Annotated in this window: 23 protein-coding genes and 3 pseudogenes; 12 read left to right on the top strand and 14 right to left on the bottom strand. The window is 69.8% G+C overall.

What is annotated here, in order from left to right; genetic code table 11:
- Positions 1-91 precede the first annotated feature (91 nt).
- The 4 genes and pseudogenes from ACFXAZ_RS13410 to ACFXAZ_RS13425 form a co-directional block, all read right to left on the bottom strand.
- Positions 92-1,735: a thiamine pyrophosphate-binding protein gene (locus tag ACFXAZ_RS13410; protein ID WP_384589010.1), complete on the bottom strand. Its 1,644-nt coding sequence runs from the start codon at positions 1,733-1,735 to the stop codon at positions 92-94.
- Positions 1,732-2,517 (bottom strand): cyclase family protein, encoded by a 786-nt coding sequence (locus tag ACFXAZ_RS13415; RefSeq protein ID WP_384589013.1) that lies wholly within the window; start codon positions 2,515-2,517, stop codon positions 1,732-1,734. The genes ACFXAZ_RS13410 and ACFXAZ_RS13415 overlap by 4 nt, the downstream gene beginning before the upstream one ends.
- A gap of 267 nt (positions 2,518-2,784) precedes the next feature.
- Positions 2,785-2,938, bottom strand: a pseudogene (locus ACFXAZ_RS13420) (CoA transferase); the annotation flags it as partial.
- An 87-nt stretch (positions 2,939-3,025) separates the two neighbouring features.
- On the bottom strand, positions 3,026-3,769 hold the full coding sequence (locus tag ACFXAZ_RS13425; RefSeq protein ID WP_384589016.1) for a hypothetical protein: 744 nt from the start codon (positions 3,767-3,769) through the stop codon (positions 3,026-3,028).
- Between the two features lie 332 nt (positions 3,770-4,101).
- Here ACFXAZ_RS13425 and ACFXAZ_RS13430 point away from each other — a divergent pair, with 332 nt between their 5' ends.
- Positions 4,102-5,109 carry a LacI family DNA-binding transcriptional regulator gene (locus ACFXAZ_RS13430; protein WP_384589019.1) on the top strand — a complete coding sequence of 336 codons (1,008 nt, stop codon included), beginning with the start codon at positions 4,102-4,104 and terminating at the stop codon, positions 5,107-5,109.
- Positions 5,110-5,250: 141 nt separating this feature from the next.
- On the opposite strand, the gene ACFXAZ_RS13435 is transcribed toward ACFXAZ_RS13430, so the two are convergent.
- Entirely contained in the window at positions 5,251-5,595 is a 345-nt protein-coding gene (locus ACFXAZ_RS13435; RefSeq protein WP_384589022.1) for a hypothetical protein, read from the bottom strand.
- Between the two features lie 104 nt (positions 5,596-5,699).
- On the opposite strand from ACFXAZ_RS13435, the gene ACFXAZ_RS13440 reads away from it, so the two are divergent.
- The gene (locus ACFXAZ_RS13440) at positions 5,700-5,879 is read left to right on the top strand and encodes a hypothetical protein (RefSeq protein ID WP_384589025.1); all 180 of its coding nucleotides are present in this window, start codon (positions 5,700-5,702) and stop codon (positions 5,877-5,879) included.
- Positions 5,880-5,971: 92 nt separating this feature from the next.
- Positions 5,972-6,415, top strand: coding sequence for a universal stress protein (locus ACFXAZ_RS13445; RefSeq protein WP_384589028.1), 444 nt, complete (start codon positions 5,972-5,974; stop codon positions 6,413-6,415).
- 27 nt (positions 6,416-6,442) lie between these two features.
- Here the strand turns inward: ACFXAZ_RS13445 and ACFXAZ_RS13450 are convergent, their stop codons facing one another.
- Positions 6,443-8,833: an FdhF/YdeP family oxidoreductase gene (locus ACFXAZ_RS13450; protein WP_384589031.1), complete on the bottom strand. Its 2,391-nt coding sequence runs from the start codon at positions 8,831-8,833 to the stop codon at positions 6,443-6,445.
- Positions 8,834-9,150: 317 nt separating this feature from the next.
- Between ACFXAZ_RS13450 and ACFXAZ_RS13455 the strand changes: the two genes are divergently transcribed.
- Positions 9,151-10,071, top strand: coding sequence for a LysR family transcriptional regulator (locus tag ACFXAZ_RS13455; protein WP_384589034.1), 921 nt, complete (start codon positions 9,151-9,153; stop codon positions 10,069-10,071).
- A 204-nt stretch (positions 10,072-10,275) separates the two neighbouring features.
- On the opposite strand, the gene ACFXAZ_RS13460 is transcribed toward ACFXAZ_RS13455, so the two are convergent.
- From ACFXAZ_RS13460 to ACFXAZ_RS13480, 5 genes and pseudogenes are all read right to left on the bottom strand, one after another.
- Positions 10,276-12,570: an FdhF/YdeP family oxidoreductase gene (locus tag ACFXAZ_RS13460; RefSeq protein ID WP_384589037.1), complete on the bottom strand. Its 2,295-nt coding sequence runs from the start codon at positions 12,568-12,570 to the stop codon at positions 10,276-10,278.
- A gap of 259 nt (positions 12,571-12,829) precedes the next feature.
- Positions 12,830-13,468 carry a DUF1345 domain-containing protein gene (locus ACFXAZ_RS13465; RefSeq protein ID WP_384589041.1) on the bottom strand — a complete coding sequence of 213 codons (639 nt, stop codon included), beginning with the start codon at positions 13,466-13,468 and terminating at the stop codon, positions 12,830-12,832.
- 170 nt (positions 13,469-13,638) lie between these two features.
- Positions 13,639-14,317, bottom strand: a pseudogene (locus ACFXAZ_RS13470) (alpha-galactosidase); the annotation flags it as partial.
- A 39-nt stretch (positions 14,318-14,356) separates the two neighbouring features.
- Entirely contained in the window at positions 14,357-15,013 is a 657-nt protein-coding gene (locus tag ACFXAZ_RS13475) for an SRPBCC family protein (protein ID WP_384589044.1), read from the bottom strand.
- A 116-nt stretch (positions 15,014-15,129) separates the two neighbouring features.
- Complete coding sequence (locus ACFXAZ_RS13480) at positions 15,130-15,423, bottom strand: hypothetical protein (protein ID WP_384589047.1); 294 nt, start codon at positions 15,421-15,423, stop codon at positions 15,130-15,132.
- A gap of 227 nt (positions 15,424-15,650) precedes the next feature.
- Between ACFXAZ_RS13480 and ACFXAZ_RS13485 the strand changes: the two genes are divergently transcribed.
- Entirely contained in the window at positions 15,651-16,406 is a 756-nt protein-coding gene (locus ACFXAZ_RS13485; protein ID WP_384589050.1) for a TetR/AcrR family transcriptional regulator, read from the top strand.
- Positions 16,407-16,412: 6 nt separating this feature from the next.
- On the opposite strand, the gene ACFXAZ_RS13490 is transcribed toward ACFXAZ_RS13485, so the two are convergent.
- Complete coding sequence (locus tag ACFXAZ_RS13490; protein ID WP_384589053.1) at positions 16,413-17,366, bottom strand: LysR substrate-binding domain-containing protein; 954 nt, start codon at positions 17,364-17,366, stop codon at positions 16,413-16,415.
- A 174-nt stretch (positions 17,367-17,540) separates the two neighbouring features.
- Here ACFXAZ_RS13490 and ACFXAZ_RS13495 point away from each other — a divergent pair, with 174 nt between their 5' ends.
- Positions 17,541-18,851 (top strand): aspartate aminotransferase family protein, encoded by a 1,311-nt coding sequence (locus tag ACFXAZ_RS13495; RefSeq protein WP_384589056.1) that lies wholly within the window; start codon positions 17,541-17,543, stop codon positions 18,849-18,851.
- 69 nt (positions 18,852-18,920) lie between these two features.
- On the opposite strand, the gene ACFXAZ_RS13500 is transcribed toward ACFXAZ_RS13495, so the two are convergent.
- Entirely contained in the window at positions 18,921-19,343 is a 423-nt protein-coding gene (locus ACFXAZ_RS13500; protein ID WP_384589059.1) for a secondary thiamine-phosphate synthase enzyme YjbQ, read from the bottom strand.
- 174 nt (positions 19,344-19,517) lie between these two features.
- Here ACFXAZ_RS13500 and ACFXAZ_RS13505 point away from each other — a divergent pair, with 174 nt between their 5' ends.
- The 6 genes and pseudogenes from ACFXAZ_RS13505 (at position 19,518) to ACFXAZ_RS13530 (ending at position 24,797) form a co-directional block, all read left to right on the top strand.
- Positions 19,518-19,601, top strand: coding sequence for a putative leader peptide (locus tag ACFXAZ_RS13505; protein WP_382683767.1), 84 nt, complete (start codon positions 19,518-19,520; stop codon positions 19,599-19,601).
- A gap of 147 nt (positions 19,602-19,748) precedes the next feature.
- A complete protein-coding gene (locus tag ACFXAZ_RS13510) occupies positions 19,749-20,633 on the top strand; it encodes an ABC transporter permease (protein ID WP_384589062.1) in 885 nt (294 codons plus the stop codon).
- Entirely contained in the window at positions 20,606-21,370 is a 765-nt protein-coding gene (locus tag ACFXAZ_RS13515; RefSeq protein WP_384589065.1) for an ABC transporter ATP-binding protein, read from the top strand. The genes ACFXAZ_RS13510 and ACFXAZ_RS13515 overlap by 28 nt, the downstream gene beginning before the upstream one ends.
- Before the next feature lie 211 nt (positions 21,371-21,581).
- Positions 21,582-22,625, top strand: a complete 1,044-nt coding sequence (locus ACFXAZ_RS13520; protein ID WP_384589068.1) for an ABC transporter substrate-binding protein — start codon at positions 21,582-21,584, stop codon at positions 22,623-22,625.
- Position 22,626: 1 nt separating this feature from the next.
- A pseudogene (locus ACFXAZ_RS13525) lies at positions 22,627-23,637 on the top strand (LLM class flavin-dependent oxidoreductase).
- A gap of 77 nt (positions 23,638-23,714) precedes the next feature.
- Positions 23,715-24,797 (top strand): NAD(P)-binding domain-containing protein, encoded by a 1,083-nt coding sequence (locus ACFXAZ_RS13530; RefSeq protein ID WP_384589071.1) that lies wholly within the window; start codon positions 23,715-23,717, stop codon positions 24,795-24,797.
- Positions 24,798-25,077: 280 nt separating this feature from the next.
- Here ACFXAZ_RS13530 and mltG read toward each other — a convergent pair whose 3' ends face one another.
- A complete protein-coding gene (gene mltG, locus ACFXAZ_RS13535) occupies positions 25,078-25,926 on the bottom strand; it encodes an endolytic transglycosylase MltG (RefSeq protein WP_384589074.1) in 849 nt (282 codons plus the stop codon).
- Between the last annotated feature and the right edge of the window lie 47 nt (positions 25,927-25,973).

Raw genomic sequence — 25,973 nt, forward strand, 5'->3', positions numbered from 1 at the left:
GTGATATTGGGATGTGTACTTGGACACCCCAAATCGCCGAATGGTTGTGCCCCTATGGCGCACCCGTGAGGGACGATCACCCTGGGAGGGATCAGTGGCCTCTAAACGCTTCCTCCAGCCACCACGCGCCCCGATCGCGCGTCACCTTCGCGTCGATCAGCAAGGGGGAGGAACGGGGTCCGGTGACCCAACTCTCCGCCGCCTTGAGGTCGTCGAGCGTGCGAACGGTGAGCGTTTCGAAGCCGTAGCCCTGGGCCAGCGCGGCGATGTCCGTCGGCGGGAACTCGACCGTGTCCAAGGGGAATCCGTCGGGACCGAAGTGGTGGACCTCCGCACCATAGGCGTCATCGTTGTAGACGATCACCACCATCGGCAGTCCGAGCCGGCGCACGGTGTCGAGTTCGGCGGCGCCCATGAGCGCGCCGCCGTCGCCGAGGGCAGCCACCGGAATGCGGTCGGGCTGGGCCAGGGCGGCGCCGATGGCGGTGGCCAGGCCGAGGCCGATCGACTGGAACGCCTGCGTGAAGCAGAAGCCGTTCTCGTCCGGAACCGAGAGATACATGCTCGGGTAGCCCATGAAGTTACCGGAGTCCACTCCGATCACTCGATCAGCGGGGAGCAGATCGTCGAGCGCGATGCTGAGCGTTCGGGGATCGATCCGTTCACGCGTGCTCATGTCGTCGTAGGGTACGTCGCGCCAGCGGAGGCGTGTCGCGATCGAGTCGCCGACGGCCGAAGTGCGGTAACCCTGCCTGGCATCCGCGTCTTTCTCCAGTGCGCGCCGCGCGGTGAGTGCCACGTCGCCCATCACGCCCAGGTCGACCGGCCGGTGCCTGCCCAGGGCGGAGCGATCGTCATCGATCTGAGCGACTCTCGCCTGCGGGCCGATCAATCGACCGTGGCGCATGGTCCATATGTTCAGTGCGCAGCCCCAGCCGACGATCAGGTCGGCGCCCTGGATGAGTTCGGCCGCCACGGGGGACGCGAAGCCGCCGGAGACGTCCAGGGACCAAGGGTTGCCGTGGAAGAGGCCGCGTGCGACGGCCGACGTCGCGAGGAGGGCACCGTACCGGTCGGCGAGGGCGATGAGCGCGTCCCGGGCGGACTCGCCTCGTGCGCCTCGTCCCGCGACGAAGACCGGGCGGCGGGCCTCGCCGAGCAGTTCGGTCAGCGCCGCCGTGTCGGCCTCCTCCGGCTCGATCGGTTCCCGCGTGGGCAGTGGGGCAATCGCGGAGGCAAGGGCCTTGTCCGGTGTCTCCAGTGACTGGACCGGGAGCGGGAGCTGAAGCAGGACGGTTGTTCGTTCGATCAGCGCGGTACGGACCGCTGCGTATGTCTGCTCCACCGCGCTGTCCGCCGTGGTGATCCGAGTGGTGGTCGCGCCCACCGCGCGGGCCAGGGCCTCCTGGTCGACGTAGAAGTTCGATCGTGGTTCGGTCACCTCCGGTGCCAGCACGACGAGCGGGGTGCGGCTCTTGGCCGCCTCCGCGATCCCTGTCAGGGCGTTGGTGAGGCCCGGGCCCTGATGGACGGTCAGTGCCGTCACCCGGCCGGACATACGCGCGTAGGCGTCTGCCATGGTCGCGGCGCCGCCTTCGTGGCGGGCGGCGACGAAGCGGACGCCGGACGCGATCAGGGCGTTGGTGACATGAAAGTTGCCGGATCCGACCACGCCGAAGGCATGGTCCACGCCGGCCGCGGCAAGCGCCCGGCCGACCGCCTCCGCTACCTTCATCGGCGCTCCACCAGGGCGAGCACACGCGCGGGAGCGCCGGATCCGGTGACGATGGGCAGGGGTCCGGCGATGACGACGGAACCGGTCGGCGGGAGCGCGGTCAGGTTCCGCAGCTGGGTGAGACCGTACTTGTCGCTGCCCATGAGGTAGGAGTGGCACGGGAAGGCGGGGTCGAAGGAGTGGGCGCGTCCGGCGTCGGTGCCGACCGTCTCCACTCCCAGACCGATCACCGGGGACTCCTGAGCCACCCAGCGGGCACATTCCACGGACAGGCCGGGCGTGTGCGGACCGTTCTCGTCCGCGTTCAGGAACGCCTCCTGTGTGATCGAACGATCATCCCAGCCCGTGCGCAGCAGCAGCCAGCCGCCATCGGGCAGCGGACCGTGTTCCGCCTCCCATGCCTTCACGTGGTCGACCTCGACGAGGAAGTCGGGGTCCTCCGCTGCTTCGGTGGTGAAGTCCAGTACGACGGCGGGCGCGATCAGCCGGCGAGCGGGTACGGAGGCCACGTCGTCGAGGTCTTTGCCGGTGACCCAGTGGTTGGGGGCGTCGAAGTGGGTACCGGTGTGTTCGCCGCTGCGGAAGTTGTTCCAGTACCAGGCGGGTCCGCGGTCGTCGTAGCGGCTGATCTCTTCCAGTTCGAACACGGCGGTCTGACCGAATTGCGGGGGCAGTTGGATCACCGGTGTGGACGACGACAGGGGCGAGGTGAGATCGACGAGCTCGATCGATCCGCTGCGCAGTCCGGAGACGAGTGAGGCGAGGACGGACGGCTCGGGCATGCGGTACCTCCCTGAGACGGCGAACCTGGGACCGACAGGATCGCAGCCGGGTGGCATGGCTGGTCAGAGGCGTGCGCGCGGCGTTTCGTCTCCGCTGTGCCGCGGACCGGCGCCCGTCAGGCGCGCGGTGCGGTCGTCAGATGACTCGGTCGACCCGCGAATGTTCGATTGCGGTGGTGTCGTAGCCGAGTTCGGCGAGGATCCGGTCCGTGTGTTCGCCCTCAGTCGGTAGGGCGGCGTCCGTCCGTACGGTGGTGCCAGTCAGTTCAGGTCGAGCGTGACGGATTCCTGCGAGCGGTTCAGCCAGACGAGGTAGCTGGGCTCGTCGTGCACGGTTGTGTCGTAGTGGGGAGGCGAAGTCGCCCTCACCTGATCGTTCGGTCTTGGTCACGCGAGCACCGAAGTCGGCGAGCTGGCGGATGGCATAGGGAGCGGCGACCGCCTGCTCGACGGTGGCGTCGGCCGGCCCGAAGTGGCGTACGAGTCGGCGCTGTCGGGCGGATGTGGGTCAGTTCGGTATCCGCCAGTATTGGCGCTTGCCTTCGTCCCGTACGACCACGCCCAGGCGGATCAGGTCGCGGCGCAGTTCGCGGGCGTCGGTGGAGTCGTCGTTCTTGCGGGCCGCGGCGCGGGCGATCAACAGGGCGTCGGCGCCTTCGGGCAGGCCGGGGGTACCGGGAACCCAGCGGCGGAAGTTGTCGCCGTACGGGTCTTCGTCTGACCAGGTGTAGCCGTGTTCGGTGAAGGCTTCGGCCACCCTGTGCCAGGGCAGGCCGCTGTCCTCCCGTGCGATCTCCAGGCCGTTCGGGCTGAGAAGGACGAGTTGTTTGCCGTCGCGGAGGGCAACTTCGATCTGGTCGGGTGTGAACTCTTCCGACGTGTCCCGGACGGTGATGGTCACGCGGCTGCGGGAGACGTGGACGGTCAGGGACTCGTGTACGGCGATGAATCCGACCAGGACGCCCAGGAGCGCGCCCCCGGTGATCGCGCCGAGGGTGAGTCCCGGTTCCGGGATCGAGTTGAGCAGTTCGGCCGGGCCTTTCAGCGGGGCCCAGCGCAGGGTGGTGAACCAGTCGGCGAGCGCAGTGGTCAACCAGCCGCCGGCGGCTCCGCACGCGACGCAGAAGAGCACTGTGGCCCAGGCCGGCTCCGCGACCGTGCTCGTGTGGTCGTCCGTCGTCTTCGGCTGTTGGCGCTGTGCCATGTTCGATTCCGCGTCGGTCTCCGTGTGGGTGTCCGTATCCGTGCTCATTGCCGGATCGGTCTCGCGCTTCTTGATGTCCACTCGTCTCGTCCCCCGGTGCGCGTGTCGCCGCCGTGCGTGGTGTCGCGTTGAGTCTGGCGGCCGGGGTTCGGCGTGTCGTCGGCCGATGGTCTACGGGGGCGCAACTTTGGTCGCGGCGAGTTGATCAAGGCGGCGGTGAGCCTGTGGCCGTGAGCGTGTGAGGGGCTTCGGGCGGTGAGGGTGGGTGGCGGGTGCGGACACGGGCGCTCTGATCGTTCGGACATGGATGTGGTGGTCACTTGGGTGCGTCGTGGCGGGGCCGGGAGGTTGGGGGCGCGGCCTGCACTAACCTTGCGCGCATGACGCGACGACTCGCCGAGGTGGCCAGGAAGGTCGGGGTCAGTGAGGCCACGGTCAGCCGGGTACTGAACGGCAAGCCGGGGGTCTCCGAGGCCACCCGGCAGTCGGTGCTCTCCGCTCTCGATGTGCTCGGGTACGAACGTCCCACCCAATTGCGTGGTGAGCGTGCCCGTTTGGTCGGCCTGGTGCTGCCCGAGTTGCAGAATCCGATCTTTCCGGCGCTCGCCGAGGTGATTGGTGGATCACTCGCTCAGCAGGGGCTCACTCCGGTGCTGTGCACGCAGACCAAGGGCGGTGTCTCCGAGGCGGACTATGTGGAGTTGCTGCTTCAGCAGCAGGTGTCGGGAGTCGTGTTCGCCGGCGGTTTGTTCGCGCAGGTGGACGCACCGCACGATCACTACAACCTGCTCGCTGATCGTATGATCCCGGTCGTGCTGGTGAACGCCGCGATCGTCGATCTCGGGTTCCCGTGTGTGGCCTGCGACGACGCCGTGGCGGTGGATCAGGCGTGGCGGCACTTGGAATCGCTCGGGCATGAACGGATCGGATTGGTGCTGGGCCCGCTCGACCATGTGCCCTCACAGCGCAAGCTGGCGGCGGCCGAGGAGGCGGCTCGGCGAGCGGGCCGGGAGCTGCCCGAGGCGCACGTCGAGCGGACCATGTTCTCGCTGGAGGGCGGACAGGCGGCGACGGCCCGGCTGCTCGACGAGGGCATCACCGGGATCATCTGCGCGAGCGATCCGCTGGCACTGGGCGCGGTGCGGGCCGCGCGCCGACGGGGGCTCGCGGTCCCCGGTGAGGTCTCGATCGTCGGATACGACGACTCGGCGTTCATGAGCTGTACCGAGCCGCCGTTGACGACGGTTCGCCAGCCCATCGAGGCGATGGGCCGGGCCGCCGTCGAGCTGCTCTGTACGCAGATCCAGGGCGGCGACGTACCCCCGGGCGAGTTGCTCTTCGAGTCGGAGCTGGTGGTGCGGGGCTCGACGGGGCAGGCGCCGGTCTGAGACGCGAAGCGGCCCGTGATTCGATGGGCCGTCGCGGAACGGATCTCGGGGTGGCGCAGGACGGGTTGAGCAACGGTGAGGCCGTTGCGGGGAGGGGCCGGCCACTGGAGGGGGCGGCGACCCCGAAGTGGTGGTCGGGGGTTACCAGCTGGTGGCGCGGATCGGGTCCCGCGGGGTGGGGCGGGTGTACCTCTTGCGCACGCCGGGCGGGTGGGCCGTCGCCGTGAAGGTGATCCGGCCGGAGCTGGCCGAGAGCGTGGAGTTTCGTAGCGGGTTCCGGGCCGAGGTCACGGCCGCGAGCCGGGTGCGCGGGCTCTGTACGGCGCCGGTGGTGGACAGCGACACAAGGGACCGATGCCGTGGTGCACGACCGCCTGGTTGCTCGCTCCGTCGCTCGCGGATGCGGTGCTTGACCAAGGGCCGCTGCCCGTCGACACCGTGCTGCGGCTGATCGCCGGAATCGCTGGGGCCCTTCAGGCCCTGCATCGCGAGAGGATCGTCCTGCGCGATTTCAGCCGTCGAACCTACCGCTCGCGGCCGACGGTCCGCGCGTCATCGGCTTCGGGATCGCGTGGGCCTCGGAAACCACGTTGGTGTCGCAGAGCGGGACGGCGCTGGGCACGGTCGCGTGCATGGCGCCGGAGCAGGCGCTCGGCGGAAGAGCGACTTCCGCGGCCGATGTGCTCGATCTGGGGGTGGCGACGTATCAGGGATCGTCGGGGACGGCCTCGGTCGCGCTGGATGTGAAGGTATGGCGCGGCGGGGCGTAGCGGGCGGTGCCACGGGCGGAATGCCCCGGCTGGCGCGGGGCGGCGGGTGCGGGCAGCGTGGATCTGGAGACATCGACGCTGAGCGAGGTGCCATGGATTCTTCTGAGCCGGTACGGCGGGTGGTCGTGGGGGTGGATGGTTCGCCGACGTCGCACGCGGCGCTGCGATGGGCGGCGCGCTACGCGTCCACGACCGGTGGGGTCGTGGAGGCGGTGCACGCTTGGGACACGCCGTCGGCGGCGGGCTGGACCGGACCGGCGATCGATCCGGAGTTCGATCTGGAGCAGGCCCATGAGCGGTTCACACAGGAACTGCACTCCGTCTTCGGGGACGATCACCCGGCCGGACTGCGGGAACTCCTGGTGGAGGGCGATCCCTCGGAGGTGCTCATCCGCGCTTCGGCGGGGGCCGAGCTGCTGGTGGTGGGGCGCCGGGGGCTGGGCGGTTTTGCCCGGGCGATGCTGGGTTCGGTCAGCCAGCGATGTGCGCAGCACGCGGCGTGTCCCGTGGTCGTGGTCCGGTCGGAGCAGGAGTAGTCGTCCTCTGGTGGAGGAGCGGACATCTCAGGGAGTGGGTGTGATCGTCACCTTCAGATGCTTCATGATCGGTTGATTGCTCTGCTTGCTGTAGTCGCCGATCGCGACCAGGACGTTCATCTCCGGCATGTACCCGGCCGCGCAGCCGCGCGGGATGTCGTACGGAATCGCCAGGTAGCCGTGGAGGTGGCGTTGGCTGCCGTCCTTCGCGGTGCTGGTGATGTCGACCGGGTCGAACTCGGTGAGGCCGCGTTCGCGCATGTCGTCCTTGTTCATGAAGACAAGCGTGCGCAGGTTCTTGACGCCCCGGTAGCGGTCGTTGTCGGAGTAAATGGTCGTGTTCCATTGATCATGTGATCGCATGGTGCCGAGCGACAGTGTGCCGGGGGCGGGCACGATGTCCGGCAGGGGCGCGGTGGAGAACTCGGCGTGTCCCGAGGGGGTGCGGAAGACCAGTTCACGGGCCGGCTGCTTGATGCGGAAGCCGAGGGGCAGCCGGACGCGGCGGTTGAAGTCCTCGAAGCCGTCGAGGACCTGGGCCATGGTGTCGCGGATGCGGTCGTAGTCCTCGATGTACCACTCCCAGGGCGTGGGGCTGTCCGGGAGAGCGGCGCGGGCCATGCCGGCGATGATCGCCGGTTCGGAGAGCAGGTGCTTGGAGGCGGGCCGTTTCATGCCGACGGACAGGTGCACCATGCTCATCGAGTCCTCGACGGAGGTGCTCTGGACGCCTTCGCGCTGGTGATCCTTCTCGGTGCGGCCCAGGCAGGGCAGGATGAGTGCCTGCTTGCCGTGCACGAGGTGGCTGCGGTTGAGCTTGGTGCTGACCTGAACGGTCAGATCGCAGTTGCGCAGGGCCGCGTGAGTGTACGGCGTGTCGGGGGCGGCGAGGGCGAAGTTGCCGCCCATGCCGACGAACACTTTCACGTCGCCTCGGTGCATGGCCTGGACGGCGCCGACGGTGTCGAGTCCGTGCTCGCGCGGCGGATCGATTCCGCACACTTCGGCCAGGCGGTCCAGGAACGCCTCGGCAGGGCGGTGGTCGACGCCGCAGGTGCGATTGCCTTGGACGTTGCTGTGGCCGCGCACCGGGCACGGTCCGGCGCCCTCCCGGCCCAGGTTGCCGCGTAGCAGCAAGAGGTTGACGATCTCCCGTACGGTGTCGACCCCGTGCTCGTGCTGGCTGATGCCGAGGCACCAGCTGATGATGCTGCGGTCGGCGTCCCGGTAGACGCGGGCCGCCTTGAGGATGTCGTCGCGGGCCAGGCCGGACTGGTGCTCGATCAGTTCCCAGGGGGTCTCCTCGCACAGCGACCGGTAGGCGTCGAAGCCCGTCGTGTGGCGGTCCACGAACTCCTGGTCCAGCGCTTTCGCATCCGTCTTGGCCTGTTCCAGCACGGCCTTGGCGATGCCGCGGATCAGGGCCATGTCGCCGCCGATGCGCGGTTGCAGGTTCAGGGTGCTGGTCCTGGTCGAGCGGAAGGTCGCCATGGCGGCGAATTCGTGCGGGACGATCGTGCGGGTCGCCGCCGCCTCGACCAGCGGGTTGATGTGCACGATCTGTGCGCCGCGCCGGTGGGCCTCGGCGAGCGCGGTGAGCATCCTGGGGGCGTTGGAGGCAGCGTTCACGCCCATGATGAACAGGGCGTCGGTGGCCTCCCAGTCCTTGAGGTCGACCGTGCCCTTACCGGTACCGAGGGACGCCGTGAGGGCGCGGCCACTGGCCTCGTGGCACATGTTCGAGCAGTCCGGGAGGTTGTTCGTGCCGAGTTCACGGGCCATCAGCTGGTAGAGGAACGTGGCCTCGTTGCCGAGCCGGCCGGAGGTGTAGAACGACGCCTGGTCCGGGCTGTCCAGTGCGCGCAGTGTTCGTCCGATCAGATCGAATGCCCTCTGCCAGCTGATCGGGACGTAGTGGTCGGTGGCGGGGTCGTAGACCATCGGCTCGGTCAGCCGTCCCCTGTCCTCCAGGGCGAAGTCCGACCAGTCGGACAGTTCGGTGACCGAGTGTTCGGCGAAGAAGGATCGGTCGACGCGCTTGGGAGTCATCTCCCACGTGACGTGCTTGATGCCGTTCTCGCAGATGTCCAGGTGCAGGCCCTTGGTGTCGTCGGGCCAGGCGCATCCGGGGCAGTCGAAACCGACGTTCTCGTGGTTCATCCGCATGATCGCCCGGGGGCCGTTCACGAAGGTGCGCTCGCGCACGAACACCTGGCCGACGGTCTTGGCCGCGCCCCAGCCGGCGGAGGGGTGGTGGTACGGGTGGAAGGACGGTTCGCCGTCGGGTGCGGGCCCGGCACTCGGTTCGAGGCCGCTGCGTGCGGGCTCGGAGTCGCCTCGGGGTGCGAGGCTGTCCCGTCCGGGCTCGGAGTCGCCTCGGGGTGCGAGGCTGTCCCGTCCAGGCTCGGATCCACCCAAAGGTGCAGAACCGATCTGATCGGATTCGGGCCCGTCGTGGGGCCCGTGGCCGTCCTGGTCGTCTCGTGGGGCGTTCAACGCGCACTCACCCTTTCGCCACCGTCCGGACCTGCGCCTCCCCAGGCAGCCCGACACCCCCGTCCCGGGCGGCCCTGGCACTCCACGATTCCACAGGGCACCAGGAGGCGCGATTCGGCGCGGGCCGTGGTCGGTGGGGCACCAGGGCAGAGGAAAGCGGGGCGCCGGGGCAGGGAAGCGTGAGGCACCCCACGCCCGTCACAGTGGCCTTTGCCGGCCCCGTCCGGTAGACCCGTGACGTGCTGTTCCGCCAACTCGAATATCTCGTGGCCCTCTCGCGTGAGCGCCACTTCGCCCGTGCCGCCCAGGTCTGCCATGTTTCCCAGCCCGCGCTCTCCGAGGCGGTCCGGAAGCTGGAGGACGAGCTGGAGGTGCCGCTGGTCCGACGGGGCCGCAAGTACGAGGGGCTCACCGCCGAGGGTGAGCGGATCGTGGTGTGGGCGCAGCGCATCCTGGCCGACCGGGACGCTCTCAAGGACGAGGTGGACGCCCTGCGGACGGGTCTCGGCGGGCGGCTGCGGATCGGGTCCGTGCCGACCGCTTCCGGGGCCGTGTCGCTGCTGACGGGCCCGTTCTGCGCGGCGCATCCGCTGGTCACCGTGGAGATCAGCGCGGATATGCAGGCGCGGGACATCCTGCGGCAGCTGCGCGATTTCGAGCTGGACGCGGGTCTGACGTATCTGCACGAGGAACTGCCCGAGGGGTTCCGGACGGTTCCGCTGTACGACGAGCGGTATGTGCTGCTGACCGCGGCGGCCGACGGGGTGGGGCACCGGCCGACGGCCACCTGGGCGGAGGCGTCCCGGCTTCCGTTGTGTCTGCTGACGGGTGCGATGCAGGGCCGCCGGACGGTGGACGGGCTGTTCGCGGAGGCCGGGCTGCGGCCGGAGCCGCGAGTGGAGACGGATTCGGTCGGGACGTTGTTCGCCCATGTCAGAACCGGTCAGTGGGCGAGTGTCGTCCCGCACGCGTGGCTGCATGTGTTCGGCGTGCCGCACGGGATGTGGGCGGTTCCTTTGATCGAGCCGGCCCGCGCGGTGCCCGTGGGGCTGGTCACCGTGGCGCGGGCGCCCGAGTCGGTGATGGCCCGCGCGCTGAACGATCTCGCGCGGATGATCGATGTGGCGGGGGCGCTGGAGCGGTTGCCGGGCGCGCGGTGACGCGGGGACCCGATCACGTTCACACGGCCCCGTCCAGGCGTGACTCGTGCACGCGGGACCCGTTCACGCGATGATCCGGTGGCGCGGCAGCCGCTCCCGCGTCTCCAGCAGTGAACAACCCCTCGGTGATGCTGCCCCCACGGCGACAGAGGCCCGATCGGACGGGAACCCCGCCCGCACCGCCGCCCGTACCCCCGCTGGCGTCTACCGCGCGGCGCCGGTCGCCGCTTCCAGACGGACCAGGACCGCCTTGGACGTCGGCGTGTTGCTGATGTCCGCCACGCTGTCCAGCGGTACGAGGACGTTGGTCTCCGGGTAGTAGGAGGCGGCCGAGCCGGGGGGCGTCGGGTAGGCGACCACGCGGAAGTCCTCCGCGCGGCGTTCGCGGCCGTCGTGCCAGAGGCTGATCAGGTCGACGAGATCGTGGTCGGCGAGGCCGAGCCGGGCCAGGTCGGCGGGGTTGACGAGGACGACCCGGCGCGCGTTGTGGATGCCCCGGTAGCGGTCGTTCAGCGCGTACGGGATGGTGTTCCACTGGTCGTGCGAGCGCAGCGTCTGGAGCAGGAGGTGTCCGTCGGGAACGCTCGGCATGGTGAGTTCGTTGCAGGTGAAGACGGCTTTGCCGCTGGGAGTTCGGAAGACCCCTTCGTTGACGGGGTTGGGGAGACGGAAGCCCCCGGGCTGGGCGACGCGCGCGTTGAAGTCCTCGAAGCCGGGGACTACGCGGGAGATGCGGTCGCGGACGGTGCCGTAGTCGGCCTCGAAGTCCTCCCAGGGGATGGCCGGGGTGTGGCCGAGGACGCGGCGTGCCAGCCGGGAGATGATCGCGACCTCGCTGAGCAGGTGCGGGGAGGCCGGGGCGAGCCGGCCTCGCGAGGCGTGCACCTCGCTCATGGAGTCCTCGACGGTGAAGAACTGCACGCCGGTGGCCTGCGTGTCGCGGTCGCTGCGGCCTAGGGTGGGCAGGATCAGGGCGGTGTCGCCGCAGACCGTGTGGGAGCGGTTGAGCTTGGTGGAGATGTGCGCGGTCAGACGGCAGCCGCGCATCGCCGCCTCGGTGACCTCGCTGTCGGGGGTGGCGCGTACGAAATTGCCCGCCACGCCGAGGAAAACCTTCGCCCGTCCGTCGCGCATGGCCCGGATGCCGTCGACGGAGTCCAGGCCGTGCCGGCTCGGCGGGGTGAAGCCGAACTCGCGGCCCAGCGCGTCGAGGAACGGCTGGGGCATCCGTTCCCAGACGCCCATCGTGCGGTCGCCCTGGACGTTGCTGTGCCCGCGCACCGGGCACACGCCCGCGCCCGGCCTGCCGAGGTTGCCGCGCAGCAGCAGGAAGTTGACGACCTCGCGGATGGTGGGTACACCGTGTTTGTGCTGGGTCAGGCCCATCGCCCAGCAGACGATCACGCTCCGGCTCTCCAGAACCATCTCGTGCACGCGCTCGATCTGTGCGCGGTCGAGTCCGGTGGCCTCGCTGACGGCGTCCCAGGAGACCTTCCGCGTCTGCTCGGCGAACTCGGTGAAGCCGGTCGTGGAGGCGTCGATGAAGGAATGGTCGAGCACGCTGCCGGGCGCGGCGTCCTCGGCCTCCAGCAGCAGGAGGTTGAGCGCCTGGAAGAGGGCGAGGTCGCCGCCGGGGCGGATCTGGAGGAACTCGTCGGCGATCTTCGTACCGCGACCGATCACGCCGCGAGGCTTCTGCGGGTGCTTGAAGCGGATCAGTCCGGCCTCGGGCAACGGGTTCACGGCGATGATCCGGCCGCCGTTGCGCTTGGTCTCCTCCAGCGCGGTCAGCATGCGCGGGTGGTTGGTGCCCGGGTTCTGGCCCACGACGAAGATCAGGTCGGAGTGGTGGATGTCGTCCAGCGAGACGCTTCCCTTGCCGATGCCGAGCGTCTCCTGGAGGGCGGATCCGCTGGACTCGTGGCACATGTTCGAACAGTCGGGGAGGTTGTTCGTGCCGTAGGCGCGGGCGAACAGCTGTAGCAGGAAGGCGGCTTCGTTGTTGAGGCGGCCGGAGGTGTAGAAGAGCGCTTCGTCCGGGGAGTCCAGCAGGCGCAGTTCGCGGGCGAGCACCTCCAGTGCCTCGTCCCAGCCGATGGGCTCGTAGTGCGTACCGCCTGATCGTTTGATCATGGGCTCGGTGAGTCGGCCCTGTTGGTTGAGCCAGTAGTCGGACCTGGTGTCCAGTTTGGCGATCGAATGCTCACGGAAGAAGTCGGCGGTGATCCGCCGGGAGGTCGCCTCGTCGGCGATGTGCTTGGCGCCGTTCTCGCAGTACTCGTTCAAGTGCCGCTTGCCCGGAGCCGGTTCGGGCCAGGCGCACCCTGGGCAGTCGAATCCCTTGGCCTGGTTGATGTTCAGCAGGGTCAGAGCGGTCCGCCGCAGGGACGTCTGCTCCAGCGAGTACTCCAACGCGTGTGCGACGGCGGGCACACCGGTCGCCCATTGCTTGGGCGGGGTGACCGACAGCTCGTCGTCCGGGTCCTCGATGCCGCTCATCGCATTCCTCTTCCTGCCGCCGCCGGAATGTCCCGACGGGGCAGCATCCAGTGTTTTTTCCGATGACGTCAAAGAGGTGGCGTCTATTGCCTGATAGGCCGCGCCGATCTTGCTCATGGAGTGGCTCTGGCCTGCATGGATGCGGTGCGGAATGCCGACTCTTGGGTTATCGGTCAGCTCGTCTTGACGAATTCTTTGAAAGGCGCCGAGGAATGTGCGCGGAGGAATGTGCGGGCAGGGGCACGCGGAAGGCATCGCTTCAAGCGCTGACGATTCCCACCACCAGATTGATGGCAGTGGCAAGGATGCTGGTCCCGAAGAGGTACGACAGCAGGGCGTGGCGGAGCACGACCGAGCGAAGACGTGAGCTGGAGACTTCGGTGTCGGAGACCTGGTAGGTCATGCCGAGGTTGTAGCTGAAGTAGAAGAAGTCCCGGTACGCGGGCGGTTCGTCCGAGTGGAAATTGATCCCGCCGCCGATCTCGTAGTACACGTACGCGTAGCGCGTGGCGTACATGAGGTGCAGGGCGGCCCAGGCGAGGAAGGCGCCGAAGAGGGCGGCGGCAGCGGCGAGAGTGCCGTTTCCGGTGGTGGAGTCGCCGCGCACCAGCAGCAGCACGATGGCGATCAGTCCGCACAACGCGATGCCGCCCACGACGAATTCCTCGACCAGGGGCCGGAAGTCCTCGCGGCGGGTGGTGCGGCGGGTGGCCTCGGCGTCCATGGGCCACAGCACCGCCCAGCCCGATGCCACGAAGAACAGTTCCGTCGCCGTGATCCCCGCCATCACGCCCAGGGCCCAGTCCGTCGCCGTCGCCACGGCCACCCCGGCCGCCGCGCCGAGCACGATCGCGCCGGAGAGTCGGGGCATGGCGTCCAAGGGCAGCGAAAACCTCATGGGCCAGGAGGGTAGTGCCGTCGCAGGCACTTCGATCACCACCGCGCTGATCGTTCGTTCATTCCGTGGGGGGGTGGGGCGGTGGTTGACGTCGAAGCTCTCGGGGTGGTCGCTCGCCAGGGCCGGTGTCAGCAGGTCGCGGCGCTGCCCAGGACGCCGCGCAGGGCGGTGTCCAGGGGTGCGGTGTTGTCGCTGGGCCGGACAACGTCGGTGCGGGCGCCGGTGGTGCGGTCGATCCGGCCACCACCGCCCGCGCAGCCCTCGACGGTGACATGGGGTGAGCGGCGCGGAGGTGGTCGAGCAGCAGCTGGTTGCGGGCCGGCCGAGGCCGTCCGGGACAGCGGCCGGGGCAGGGGTCCAGTCGCCGAGTTCGCCGGTGTTGTCGCGTGGTCGGTGAATCCGCGGTCGTCGACCATGAACAGCTCGATACCGAGGCCGGTGGCCGCCTCGGCCAGCTCCAGCTCCGGCGGCCTCGACGTCGAACCCGGTGGCCTTCCAAGAGTTGCAGAGGACCTTGCGGGGAAGCCAGACCCTCGCCGGTGGGCCGCCGGTCGTAGCGGTGCCAGACGCGGGCCAGGCCGTCGAGGCCCTCCGCGCTCCATGCGCAGGCCAGGCGGGGGAGTGACCAGAGTCCCGCCGGGGGCGAGGTGGACGACCCCCTCGTGCGGGACGCGACCCGCGCGCACCCGGACCTCGGCGTCGGGTTCGCCGCTGGGTTCGGCGTCGGGTTCGGCGTCCGCCAAGATGTGCTGGTTGTCCGCCCACTCCAGCGCCACGCCGTACGCGTGGTCCCGGCGCGCCCTGGCGGCTGCCGATGGGGAACGTGCCGCGACTCAGGTCGAGCCGAGTCCCCCCGGGGTTGCCGGTCCTCTCGGGTCCTCCCCTGATCTACCGAGCACCCTCCGCGGCGGCCTTCAGGTCCGCCAGCCATGCCTCCAGGCCCATCCCCAGGTACTGCGTCGCGAGCGGGACGTCCGCCTCGACCTGCTCGCCCGTCCAGGTCTCCTCCGTGTGGACTCGGACGCCGCCCTTCACCTTCGTGAACGTCCACAGATGGACGCCCTGATCGATGGTCAGCCCTTCGCCGATCGCGGGGCCGCTCCACAGGACGCACTTCTTGTTCTTGAGCTGCTTCACCGTCGAGGTGATGCCCAGCGTGGTGGCCGGAGTGGTGGGGGTGGGCGGGGCCGGCGTCGTCCAGTGGAACCGTGACCCCTTCCGCAGCGGGCCGGAGTCGAGCCGCTCGGCGGTGAGGACGGGCGGCTGCCAGGACGGCCAGCGCTCGATGTCGGTCTGGAGCTTCCAGACGGTGCTCAGCGGGGCATCGATGACGATGTCGCTCTCGTAGCGGATCTCGGCGGTGGGATCGACACCCTCACCTCGGCATGCCGTGGGGACGCTGCCACGCGGAGCGGCCTGAGGCTCGGCGTGGGCGGGGAGTGCGGTGGCGCCGAGGACTCCGGCGAGGGCGAGCGAGACGGTGACGGCGGCGGCGCGGCGCGTGGTGGCGCGGTTCGCAGAGGGGGCCGGGCGGGTGTTCAGCATGGCGTTCTCCTTCGAATGAGCATGAGCGGATGTTCGTTTGAGCGAATGAGCAGGGGGGGTGGGATGGGTATCTGCGGTCGTGATCGGAGCGTGCCGGTCAGTGCCGTCGGGTCGGGTCAGTTCCGGCCCGCGCGGTGGATCGCGACGATCAGCGCGGCCGACGCGGCGACGATCAGACCGACGAAGCCCGGATGGATGTCCTTGGACAGGCTCGGGGCTCCGTCGGGCCGTATCAGCCAGGTGACGAGCGGGATCGCATAGGCGACGGCGAGCAGCCCGGCGGTCAGCCGGACCGCGCGGTCACGGGCCCGGAGCAGGGCTCCGACCAGGGCGATCGTGACCGGCACGGCAGCGATCAGGGCGAACTGGCCGACCACCAGGACGGGCGCCGCCCAGGCGGAGACGGTCACGGACGAGGGAGTGCGCCTACGCGCATGGGCGGGTGACAGAGGTGTCGCAGTCATGAGTTTTTTCCCCTCGCAGGTCGGGATCGAAGCGACTTGAGCCAGAACCGCTGCCGTTCGTTAGAAGTTGTAACGCGTCGCCGTAGTGAGAGTCAAGTGCTGGAGTGATAGCCTCTAACAAGTTGGGAAAGGTGATCTCGCATCTCGCACCGGCACGAAAGGCGGTGGCCACCATGGCCGATACCGGCACGACCCCGCGTGAGCGCTATCGCGCCCAGGTGCGGGCGGAGATCAAGGCGCACGCGTGGGAGCAGATCGCCACCGCCGGCGCCTCCGCGCTCTCCCTCAACGCGATCGCCAAGCAGATGGGCATGAGCGGCCCCGCGCTCTACCGCTACTTCGCCAACCGGGACGACCTGATCACCGAACTGATCAGGGACGCGTACCGCAGCCTCGCGGACAGCGTCCAGGAGGCCGCCGCCTCCGGAGCCGCCCTGCCCGCGCTGGCGCACGCCCTGCGCGCGTGGGCGCTGGCGGACCCACAGCGGTACCTCCTCATCTACGGCACGCCCGTCCCCGGCTATCACGCGCCCGACGACGTCACCGCGATCTCGAACGAGATCATGTCCGTCCTGCTGGACGCCGCCGTCGCCCCCGCCCCGCCCGGCCCGTACTCCGCCGCCTCGCACTCCTCCGGCCCGGACTCCCCCGACCCGCACTCCCCCGAAGCGGCCTCGCCCGCCGACACCCCGCCCGCCAACACGCCACCCACCACGACCACCCCCCTGGAAGCCCACCTCGCCGACCACCGCCGATGGGCGGACGGCCACTCCGCCGCCACTCCCCCCGCCCTGCGCACGGCCCTCACCTTCTGGAGCCGGCTGCACGGCGTGCTGTCCCTGGAGTTGGCCGGACACTTCACCGGGATGGGGTTCGACCCCGACGTGCTGTTCGAGGAGGAGGTGAGCAGCCTGCGTGGCGGTGTCTGAAGGACGTCATTCCGGTCCGGCGTGCCCGGCGGCCCCAGCCTTCCCGCTGGCCCCAGTGCCCCCAGCAGCCCCGGCGTCCGGCGGTTCGCGCAGCGCGTCCAGCACCACCCGGACCGCCGCGCGGGGCGGTGCGCCACGCCGGACGGCCGCCGTGATCGTACGGGGCACGGGCGTCGAGAGTTCCCGGGTGACGACGCGATAACGGCGGTCGACGGCGAGGCTCGGCAGCAGCATGATCGACAGTCCGGCCTCGACATGTTGCAGGCCCAGCAGGTAGTTGCTGAACCGGCACACCACGCGCGGTTCGAAGCGGGCCTGATGGCACAGCCGTAGCGCGAGATTCGCCATGTACGACTGGGGCATGTCGAACGCCCACGGCTCGTCCGCGTACGCGGCGAGGTCCACCGGGCCGCGTCCGGCGCCGGGATGGCCGGGCGGCAGCACCAGGACGATCCGATCGTCGGCCAGCGGGACGAGATCGAGGTCGGGGCCGAGCGGCAGATCGTCGACGTCGGTGGTGGTGATGATGACGTCCGCGTCGCCGATCCGCAGCGCGGGCACGCTTTCGTGGGGCTCCAGTTGCAGCAGTTCCACTTCGAGGTGTGGGTGGTCCCGAGCCAGCCGGGTCACGGCCGGTACGGCGATGGTGTGGATCGCGCTCTGGAAGGTCCCGAGCCGGACCAGCCCGGCGGGTTCCTCGCCGAAGCCGCGCAGTTCCGCCTCCACGCTGTCCATCTGGTCGAGGATCTCCCGCGCCCGTCGCGCGAGGATCAGCCCGGCCGAGGTCAGCCGTACCCGCCGTCCCGTGCGTTCCAGCAGTTGGGTGCGGGTCTCCGCCTCCAGTACGGCGAGTTGCTGGGAGACACTCGACGGGCTCAGGTTGGCCGCCTGGGCGACCGCCCGGACGGTGCCCAGGGTGTCCAGCCGGACCAGCAGCCGCAGTCTCCAGGGGTTCATCACGACAGCCATTGTTGTGCGGTTCCGCCGAACAGGAGGGCCGGAATCGTGTGATGGACGCGACGCTAGGCCCGGTCCTACGGTCGGGACATGACCTCCTCGGCCTCCTCCCCTGCCTCCTCCCCCGCTTCGCCGTCCACGGCTTCGTCCTCCACCGCTTCGTCCACTACCTCCTCCATGTCGTCCGCCGCGACCGCCTGGGCCGACGCCGAGCGGCATCTCGTGCGCTACGGCGGCGGCATGTTCACCCCGGAGATCATCGAGCGGGCGGCGGGCAGCTTCGTGTTCACCACGGACGGCCGGAAGATCCTCGACTTCACGTCCGGTCAGATGAGCGCGATCCTCGGCCACTCGCACCCGGAGATCGTCGCGACGGTCCAGCGGCAGGTGGCGACCCTCGATCACCTCTACAGCGGCATGCTCAGCCGCCCGGTGATCGATCTCGCCCGGCGGCTCGCCGGGACGCTGCCCGCACCGCTGGAGAAGGCGCTGCTGCTGACCACGGGCGCCGAGTCGAACGAGGCCGCGCTACGGATGGCGAAGCTGGTCACCGGCGGCCACGAGGTCGTCTCGTTCGCGCGGTCCTGGCACGGCATGACACAGGCCGCCGCGTCGGCGACGTACAGCGCGGGCCGCAAGGGGTACGGTCCCGCCGCCCCCGGCAATTTCGCGATCCCCGTCCCGCACACATACCGCCCCGACTTCACCAGCGCCGACGGTTCCCTGGACTGGCGTCGCCAGCTCGACTTCGCGTTCGATCTGATCGACGCTCAGTCGACGGGCAGCCTGGCTGCGTGTCTGGTGGAGCCGATCCTGTCCTCGGGCGGCGTCATCGAGCCGCCGCCCGGCTACTTCGCCGCCCTGAAGGGCAAATGCCGGGAGCGCGGCATGCTGCTGATCCTGGACGAGGCCCAGACGGGACTGTGCCGCACCGGAACCTGGTACGCGTTCGAGCGCGACGGCGTGGTCCCCGACATCCTCACCCTCTCCAAGACCCTCGGCGCGGGCCTCCCGCTCGCGGCCGTGATCACCAGCGCCGAGATCGAGCAGGAGGCGTACGAGCGCGGGTTCCTGTTCTTCACCACGCATGTGTCCGATCCGCTGGTGGCCGCTGTCGGAAACACCGTCCTCGATGTCCTCACGCGTGATCGTTTGGACGAACGAGCACGGTCGCTCGGAGCGTTTCTGCGCGAGGGCCTGCTGGAGATCGCCGCCCGGCATCCCGTCGTCGGCGACATACGCGGCCGGGGTCTGCTGGCCGGCCTCGAACTCGTCGTGGACGGCGAGACCGAACGCTCCTCGGACGCGCTGGGCGCTCAGGTCACCCGCCGCTGCCTGGAACTGGGCCTGCACATGAACATCGTCCAGCTCGCAGGCATGGGCGGCGTCTTCCGCATCGCCCCGCCACTGACGGCGACGGAGGAGGAGCTGTCGCTCGGGCTGTCGATCCTGGACGAGGCGATCGGGGAGGCGTCGGCCGGGTTGTGAGGCGGTGAGCTGCCGGCAGGGCCGACGACAGGGCAGGGGCGTGGGTATACCGCTCCCTTCCTGTCTCCCTCAGCCGAGGAAGCTCAGGCGGACCTTGCGCTCGGGGTTGTCCCGGTTCGTGTCCACCAGGCACACCGACTGCCAGGTCCCCAGCTCCAGTCGGCCGCCGATCACCGGCAGGGTCGCGTGCGGGGGCACGATCGCCGGAAGGACGTGGTCGCGGCCGTGGCCGGGACTGCCGTGCCGGTGCTGCCAGCGGTCGTCCGCCGGGAGCAGGGTGTGCAGGGCGGCGAGGAGGTCGTCGTCGCTGCCCGCGCCCGTCTCGATGACGGCGATACCCGCCGTGGCGTGCGGGACGAAGAGGTTGAGCAACCCGTCCCGGCCCTTGGACACCTCGCGCAGAAAGCCTTCGCAGTCATGGGTGAGGTCGTGGACCGTCTCCCGCGAACCGGTGGAGATGTGCAGTACTCGGGTGGTGAACGCGTCAGGCATGGGTCCCATCCTGGCCCATACGCCGATGTTCCCCCGGCATCTGGCCCCCGCGCCCGCGTTCCGCCGGCCACCGCTTCCCGATACCGGCCACCGCTGCCCGGTATGCGATACGCGCCGTCCATTCCGCGATACACCCGTTGACCGTGAGCACGTCAGCTGACTACGTTCGGTTGCATGTTGCGTTCAGCCCTGCTCACCACGCGCGGTCACATCGACCTGCTGCGGGTGGCCTCGGCCGCGTGTCGCCGCGACCGCTGACGCCTTCTCTCCCGTTTTCCTCGCTTTCCCCGCTCTCTCCGCTCTCGCCCGTACGTCCGAGGCGCGCTGACGCGTCCGTGACGTGACGGTTCTCCTGGCCTGTTCCGTGCGCCCCCCACGCGCTTCGGCGCCCTTCTCGGAGCCTTCATGAGCATCAGCCATGCCCCTCCCGAGCCGTCAGAGACGGATATTTCCGGTAAGTCACCCGACTCGGGATCCCCACACACCCCCACCCTCGAACCCCTCCTCCCCGCCTCCACCCGCCGCGCGCGCGTCCCCCGCTGGCTGCGTCGCACCTCCGGCCCGCTGCTGCTGCTCGCGCTGTGGCAACTCCTCAGCTCGACCGGCGTACTGACCACCGAGGTGCTCGCCCCGCCGGGACGGATCGGACAGGTCGGCTGGGATCTGGTCAGGGACGGCTCACTGCCCGCCGCCATGGGCACCTCGCTGCAACGCGTCGCCGCCGGGCTGCTGCTCGGTACGGTCGTCGGGACCGGGCTCGCGCTGCTCTCCGGGCTGTTCCGGGTCGGCGAGGACCTAGTGGACGCGTCCGTGCAGATGCTACGGACGGTGCCGTTCGTCGGGCTGATCCCGCTGTTCATCATCTGGTTCGGCATCGGCGAGGCCCCGAAGATCGCCATCATCACCCTCGGCGTGACCTTCCCGCTCTATCTCAATGTCTACGCGGGCATCCGCAATGTGGACACTCAACTGATCGAGGCCGGTGAGTCCCTGGGGCTGTCCCGGTGGGGTCTGGTCCGGCATGTCGTCCTGCCGGGAGCGCTGCCCGGCGCGCTGACCGGGCTGCGCTACTCGCTCGGCATCGCCTGGCTCGCGCTGGTCTTCGCCGAGCAGGTCAACGCCGACTCCGGGATCGGCTTCCTGATGGTGCAGGCGCGTGAATTCCTGCGCACCGATGTGATCGTGGTCTGCCTGATCGTGTACGCCTTCCTCGGCCTGCTCGCCGATTTCGTCGTCCGCTCCCTCGAAAGGCTGCTGCTGCAATGGCGACCGACCTTCACCGGCCGGTGAACGCACCGGCCGCGGTGCACGTGGCCGGGCTCACCCGCTCCTTCGACGGCCGTGCCGTCATCGACCGTCTCGAACTGGACGTCCAGCCGGGTGAGTTCGTCGCCCTGCTCGGCCGCAGCGGCTGCGGGAAATCCACGTTGCTGCGCATCCTCGCCGGTCTGGACCGGGAGATCGAGGGGACCGTGCTGGTACCACGCCGCAAGGCCGTCGCCTTCCAAGCGCCGCGGCTGATGCCCTGGAAGAGGGTGTGGCGCAATGTCGTCCTCGGGCTTCCGGGGCGTCCCGAGCGGGCCGTCGCCGAGCGGGCACTGACCGAGGTGGGCCTGGAGCACCGTACGGACGCCTGGCCCAAGACCCTGTCCGGCGGGGAGGCACAACGGGCCTCGCTCGCACGGGCGTTGGTGCGCGAACCGGATCTGCTGCTGCTCGACGAGCCGTTCGGCGCGCTCGACGCGCTCACCCGGATCAAGGCGCAGCGGCTGGTGGGCGAGTTGTGGCAGCGGCGCGGCTGCGCGGTACTGCTGGTCACCCATGACGTGGAGGAGGCGGTGCTGCTGGCGGATCGGGTGCTGGTGATGGATGACGGGGTGATCGCTTATGAGCGGACGATCGATCTCGACCGGCCGCGGGACATCGCCGATCCCCGTTTCGCGGCGTTGCGCGCCGGTCTGCTCCAGCGGCTCGGCGTGGATGCTCCGGCGGACTCTCCGGCGGACAGCCCGACGGATGCCGCTTGAGGCGGCGGCCTCCCAGGTCCCCCAATCCCCCCACCCCCACAGTGCCTGGTCCCCGGTCCCCGGTCCCCGGTCCCCGGCCCGCAGCCCGGCGCTGAGCCGCCGGCCCCCGACTCCACCTGTCCCGCGAGTGCCGCACCCCTCCGCAGCCGAACTCCGCGCCCCGGCCGCTCCCAGGCCCCCCGAAGGCGCCCCACACCCGAACGGACCCCCCATGCCACGACGTCGCCTTTCCACCGCCCTCCCTCTGTCCCTGCTCCTCCCCCTCGCCCTGCTGGCCTCCGCCTGTGGCGGGAACTCCGCCGCAGGCGTCTCCTCCGGCGACGGTACGGACGGAAAGGGCTCTCTCACTCTCAACGTCGGTGACCAGAAGGGCGGTTCCGAGGCGGTGTTGCGGGCCGCCGGTGAACTGGACGATCTGAGCTACCAGATCAAATGGTCCACTTTCAGCTCCGGCCCACCGCTGCTGGAGGCGGTGAACGCCAAGGCCGTCGACATCGGTGGGGTCGGCAACACTCCGCCGGTGTTCGCGGCCGGTGCCGGTTCGAGGATCACGGTGGTGGCCGCCTGGCACGGTACGTCGCAGGGCGAGGCCATCCTCGTACCCCATGCGTCGGAGCTGACCGGGACCGGGCAGCTCAAGGGCAGGTCGGTGGCGGTGGCGCAGGGGTCGTCCGCGCATTACCAGCTGATCGCGTCCCTGGAGGAGGCCGGGCTGACGCTCGATGACATCGAGGTCAAGTACCTTCAGCCGGCCGATGCGCTGGCCGCGTTCACCAGCGGCAAGATCGATGCGTGGGCGGTGTGGGATCCCTACACCTCGCAGATCCTCCAGGGCCGCCAGGGGCGGGTGCTGACCACAGGTGAGGGGGTCGTGAACGGGCTCAGTTTTCAGGTGGCGGCGCCCTCCGCGCTGGCCGACCAGGAGAAGGCCGACGCGATCGCGGACTATCTGGAGCGGCTGCGGCGCGCCCAGGACTGGGTGTACGAGCATCCGGAGGACTGGGCGAAGGTGTGGGCGAACGACACCGGTCTGCCGTACGAGGTGGCGCTGGCGTCAGTGAAGCGCACCAACGCCTCCCGGGTGCCGGTCGCGGTCGATCAGCCCCTGATCGACTCCGAGCAACAGATCGCGGACGCCTTCACCGAGTTGGAGCTGATCCCGGGCGAGGTCGATTTCGCTCAGTACGTCGACGATCGTTTCAACGGCGATCTGCCGCCCTCCACCTCCGCGCCCCGTGTCTACAAGGAGTCCTGACATGACCGTCCGTCTCCACTGGTTCCTGCCGACGGGCGGCGACGGCCGCACTCTGGTGGACCGGCACGCCTACGCCTCCTCCGACGTCAGCGCGGCCCGCCGGGTGAGCGGGGTGCGCGCCCCCGACATCGAGTACCTCGCCCAGATCGCCAAGGCCGTCGACCAGCTCGGTTTCGAGGCGGTACTGACACCGACCGGCACCTGGTGCGAGGACGCGTGGCTGACGACCGTCGCGCTCGCCCAGCGCACCGAGCGGCTGAAGTTCCTGGTGGCGCTCCGGCCGGGGTCATCGCGCCGACGCTGGCCGCGCAGATGGCGGCGACGTACCAGCGGGTGTATCTGACCTGGGGCGAGCCGCCGGCGCAGGTGCGGCAGAAGATCGACTGGATTCGGGCGCTCGCCGCGCGCGAGGGCCGGGAGGTGGCCTTCGGGGTGCGGGTGCACACCATTTCGCGCGATGCGTCGGCCGAGGCGTGGGCCACCGCGATCGGCTGCTGGACGATCTGGACGCGGACACCGTCGCCGCCGCGCAGGCGGCGCTGGGGCGCAGCGAGTCCGTGGGGCAGCAGCGGATGCTCGCGCTGCACGGGGGTTCGCGCGACCGGCTGGAGATCCACCGCATCTGTGGGCGGGCATCGGGCTGGTCCGGGGCCGGGCGGGGACGGCCCTGGTCGGCAGCCATGCCGAGGTCGCCGATCTGATCGAGGAGTACCACGCGGTGGGCGTGGAGCACTTCGTGCTGTCGGGCTATCCGCATCTGGAGGAGGCGTACTGGTTCGAGGAGGGGGTGATTCCGGGGTTGGGGCGGCGGGGGCTGCTGTCCGCGACGGGGGCGACGGATGCGACGGGCGGGGTGGCTCCAGCGGGGGCGACGGATGCGACCGGCGCGGTGGCTCCGACGGGCGCGGCGGATGCAGGGTCCGGTGGGGCGCCGGTGATGGTGGCGGGCGGACGGGGACAGCGGCGCAAGGATGGACGGATGGCTGGGAGGCGGGGCTGGATGGATGCGTAGCTTGATCGATCGATCGATCACTTTGTGCTTGGGGGTCGGGCGGGAAGAGGGGCGCCTTCCCTGCGGTTGGTAGAAGCGTGAACAACACACGTGAGGTCGAGGTGGTCGTCGTGGGCGCCGGGCAGGCCGGTCTGTCCAGCGCCTTTCATCTGCGCCGGGTCGGGTTCGAGCCGGAACGCGACTTCGTGGTGCTCGACCACTCCCCCGCTCCGGGTGGCGCCTGGCAGTTCCGCTGGCCTTCACTGACGTACGGCAAGGTGCACGGGATGCACGCGCTGCCGGGCATGGAGCTGACGGACGCGGATCCGGCGCGGCCGTCGTCGCGGGTCATCGCCGAGTACTTCGCGGCGTACGAGCAGCGGTTCGCGCTGCGGGTGCGGCGGCCGGTGGAGGTGACGGCCGTGCGGGAGGGCGAGGGCGGGCGACTGCGGGTGGAGACCTCGGACGGGGTGTGGTCCGCGCGGGCGCTGATCAACGCGACCGGCACATGGGACCGGCCCTTCTGGCCGCGCTACCCCGGTCAGGAGACCTTCCGGGGACGTCAGTTGCACACCGCGCAGTACTCCGGGCGGCCCGAGGAGTTCAGCGGGCTGCGGGTGATCGTGGTGGGCGGGGGCGCCTCGGGCACGCAGCATCTGCTGGAGATCGCACCGTACGCCGCCGCCACTACCTGGGTGACGCGCCGGCCGCCGGTCTTCCGCGAGGGGCCGTTCGACGAGGACGCCGGGCGGGCGGCGGTCGCGCTGGTGGAGGAGCGGGTACGGCAGGGGCTGCCGCCGCGCAGTGTGGTGTCGGTCACCGGGCTGCCGCTCACCGACGCCGTCCGCCAGGGCCTCAAGGACGGCGTGCTGGACCGGCAGCCCATGTTCGACCGGATCACACCGGACGGGGTGGAGTGGGCCGACGGGCGGCGGGTCGACGCCGATGTGATCGTCTGGGCCACCGGATTCCGCCCGGCGATCGACCATCTGGCGCCGCTCAGGCTGCGGGGGCCGGGGGGCGGGATCCGGGTCGACGGCACGCGCGCGGTCGCCGATCCCCGGATCCATCTCGTCGGCTATGGCCCGTCGGCCAGCACCATCGGCGCCAACCGGGCGGGCCGCGCGGCGGTGCGGGACATCAGGCGGCTGCTCGCCGGGGAGATGCCGGTGGCCGTGTGAGTCTCTGTCGCGGGTGTGATGCCTCGGTCTTGCGTGCCTCGTTCGTGCGTGCCTCGCTCGTGCGTGTGATGCCCCTGTCCCCCGCGTGATCCTCTGTCGCCGATCAAGTGATCAGATCGAGTGATCAGGGGTGGCATGCCACCTGTCGCCCGTCCGCCCCCCCCGGTCCCGGGGTCTGGCAATCCCGCAATCCGCGATCCGCAATCCGCGATCCGGCGTGCGCAGCGAGCAGGCGATTGCGCTCAGGTGATCAGCCGGAGCCTGATCGATCGATCAGCGATCACATCTTGGTCGCCTGCGGAGGCTCACTCCTCTGGAGCTTGTTGAACTCATCCACGTTGCGCTCGTGCTCGGCGTAGTCGGCGGTGAAGCGGGTATCGCCCGGCTTGACCGTGACGAAGTAGAGCCAGTCCCCCGGCGTCGGACTGATCGCGGCCCGGACCGCCTCCTCACCCGGATTGTCGATCGGCGTGGGCGGCAGACCCATGCGCTGATACGAGTTGTAGGGGCTGTCGATCTTGGTGTCGTCCAGCGTCGTCGTCAGGGTGCTGCGGTTGAGCGCGTAGTTCAGGGTGGAGTCCATCTGGAGCGGCATGCCGCGTTCCAGGCGGTTGAAGACGACACGCGCGACCTTGCCCATGTCGGCCTTGGTGCCGGCCTCGGCCTGCACGATGCTGGCGATGGTGACGGCCTGATAGACGTTCATGGCGTTGCGCTGGGCGCCCGCGGCGATGGGGGCGCCGTTGAACTTCTCGTTGGCCGTGTCCACCATCTGCGTGAGCAGCGCTTCCGGCGTCGAGGTGTCGGTCAGGGGATACGTCGCCGGGAAGAGATAGCCCTCGGGGTTGCCGTCGGCGTCGTTCGGCAGCTTGAGGCCGGCCTGGGTGAGGGACTTCCTGGTGGTGCCGGAGGGCAGTTCGAGGGCCTTGTCGACGGCTGTGTAGATCTGGCTCGCGCGGTAGCCCTCGGGGATGAGCAGGGTGGTGGGCTTGGCGGGCCGGTCGTCTTCGAGCGTCAGCAGCGGCACCGCCACGGCGGTGCCGGCCACGACGGCCCCGGTCGCGATGAGGGCGATTCGGCCCCTGCGCGTCAGTCGGATCGTGCTCCGTGGCGGAGTGTTCGTCTGCATGCGGGCACGGTAACCCGTATATCGTCACAATTCCGGCATATCTTCAT

Origin of the sequence: Streptomyces sp. NPDC059477, assembly GCF_042749375.1 — a bacterium.
Lineage (GTDB): Bacteria > Actinomycetota > Actinomycetes > Streptomycetales > Streptomycetaceae > Streptomyces.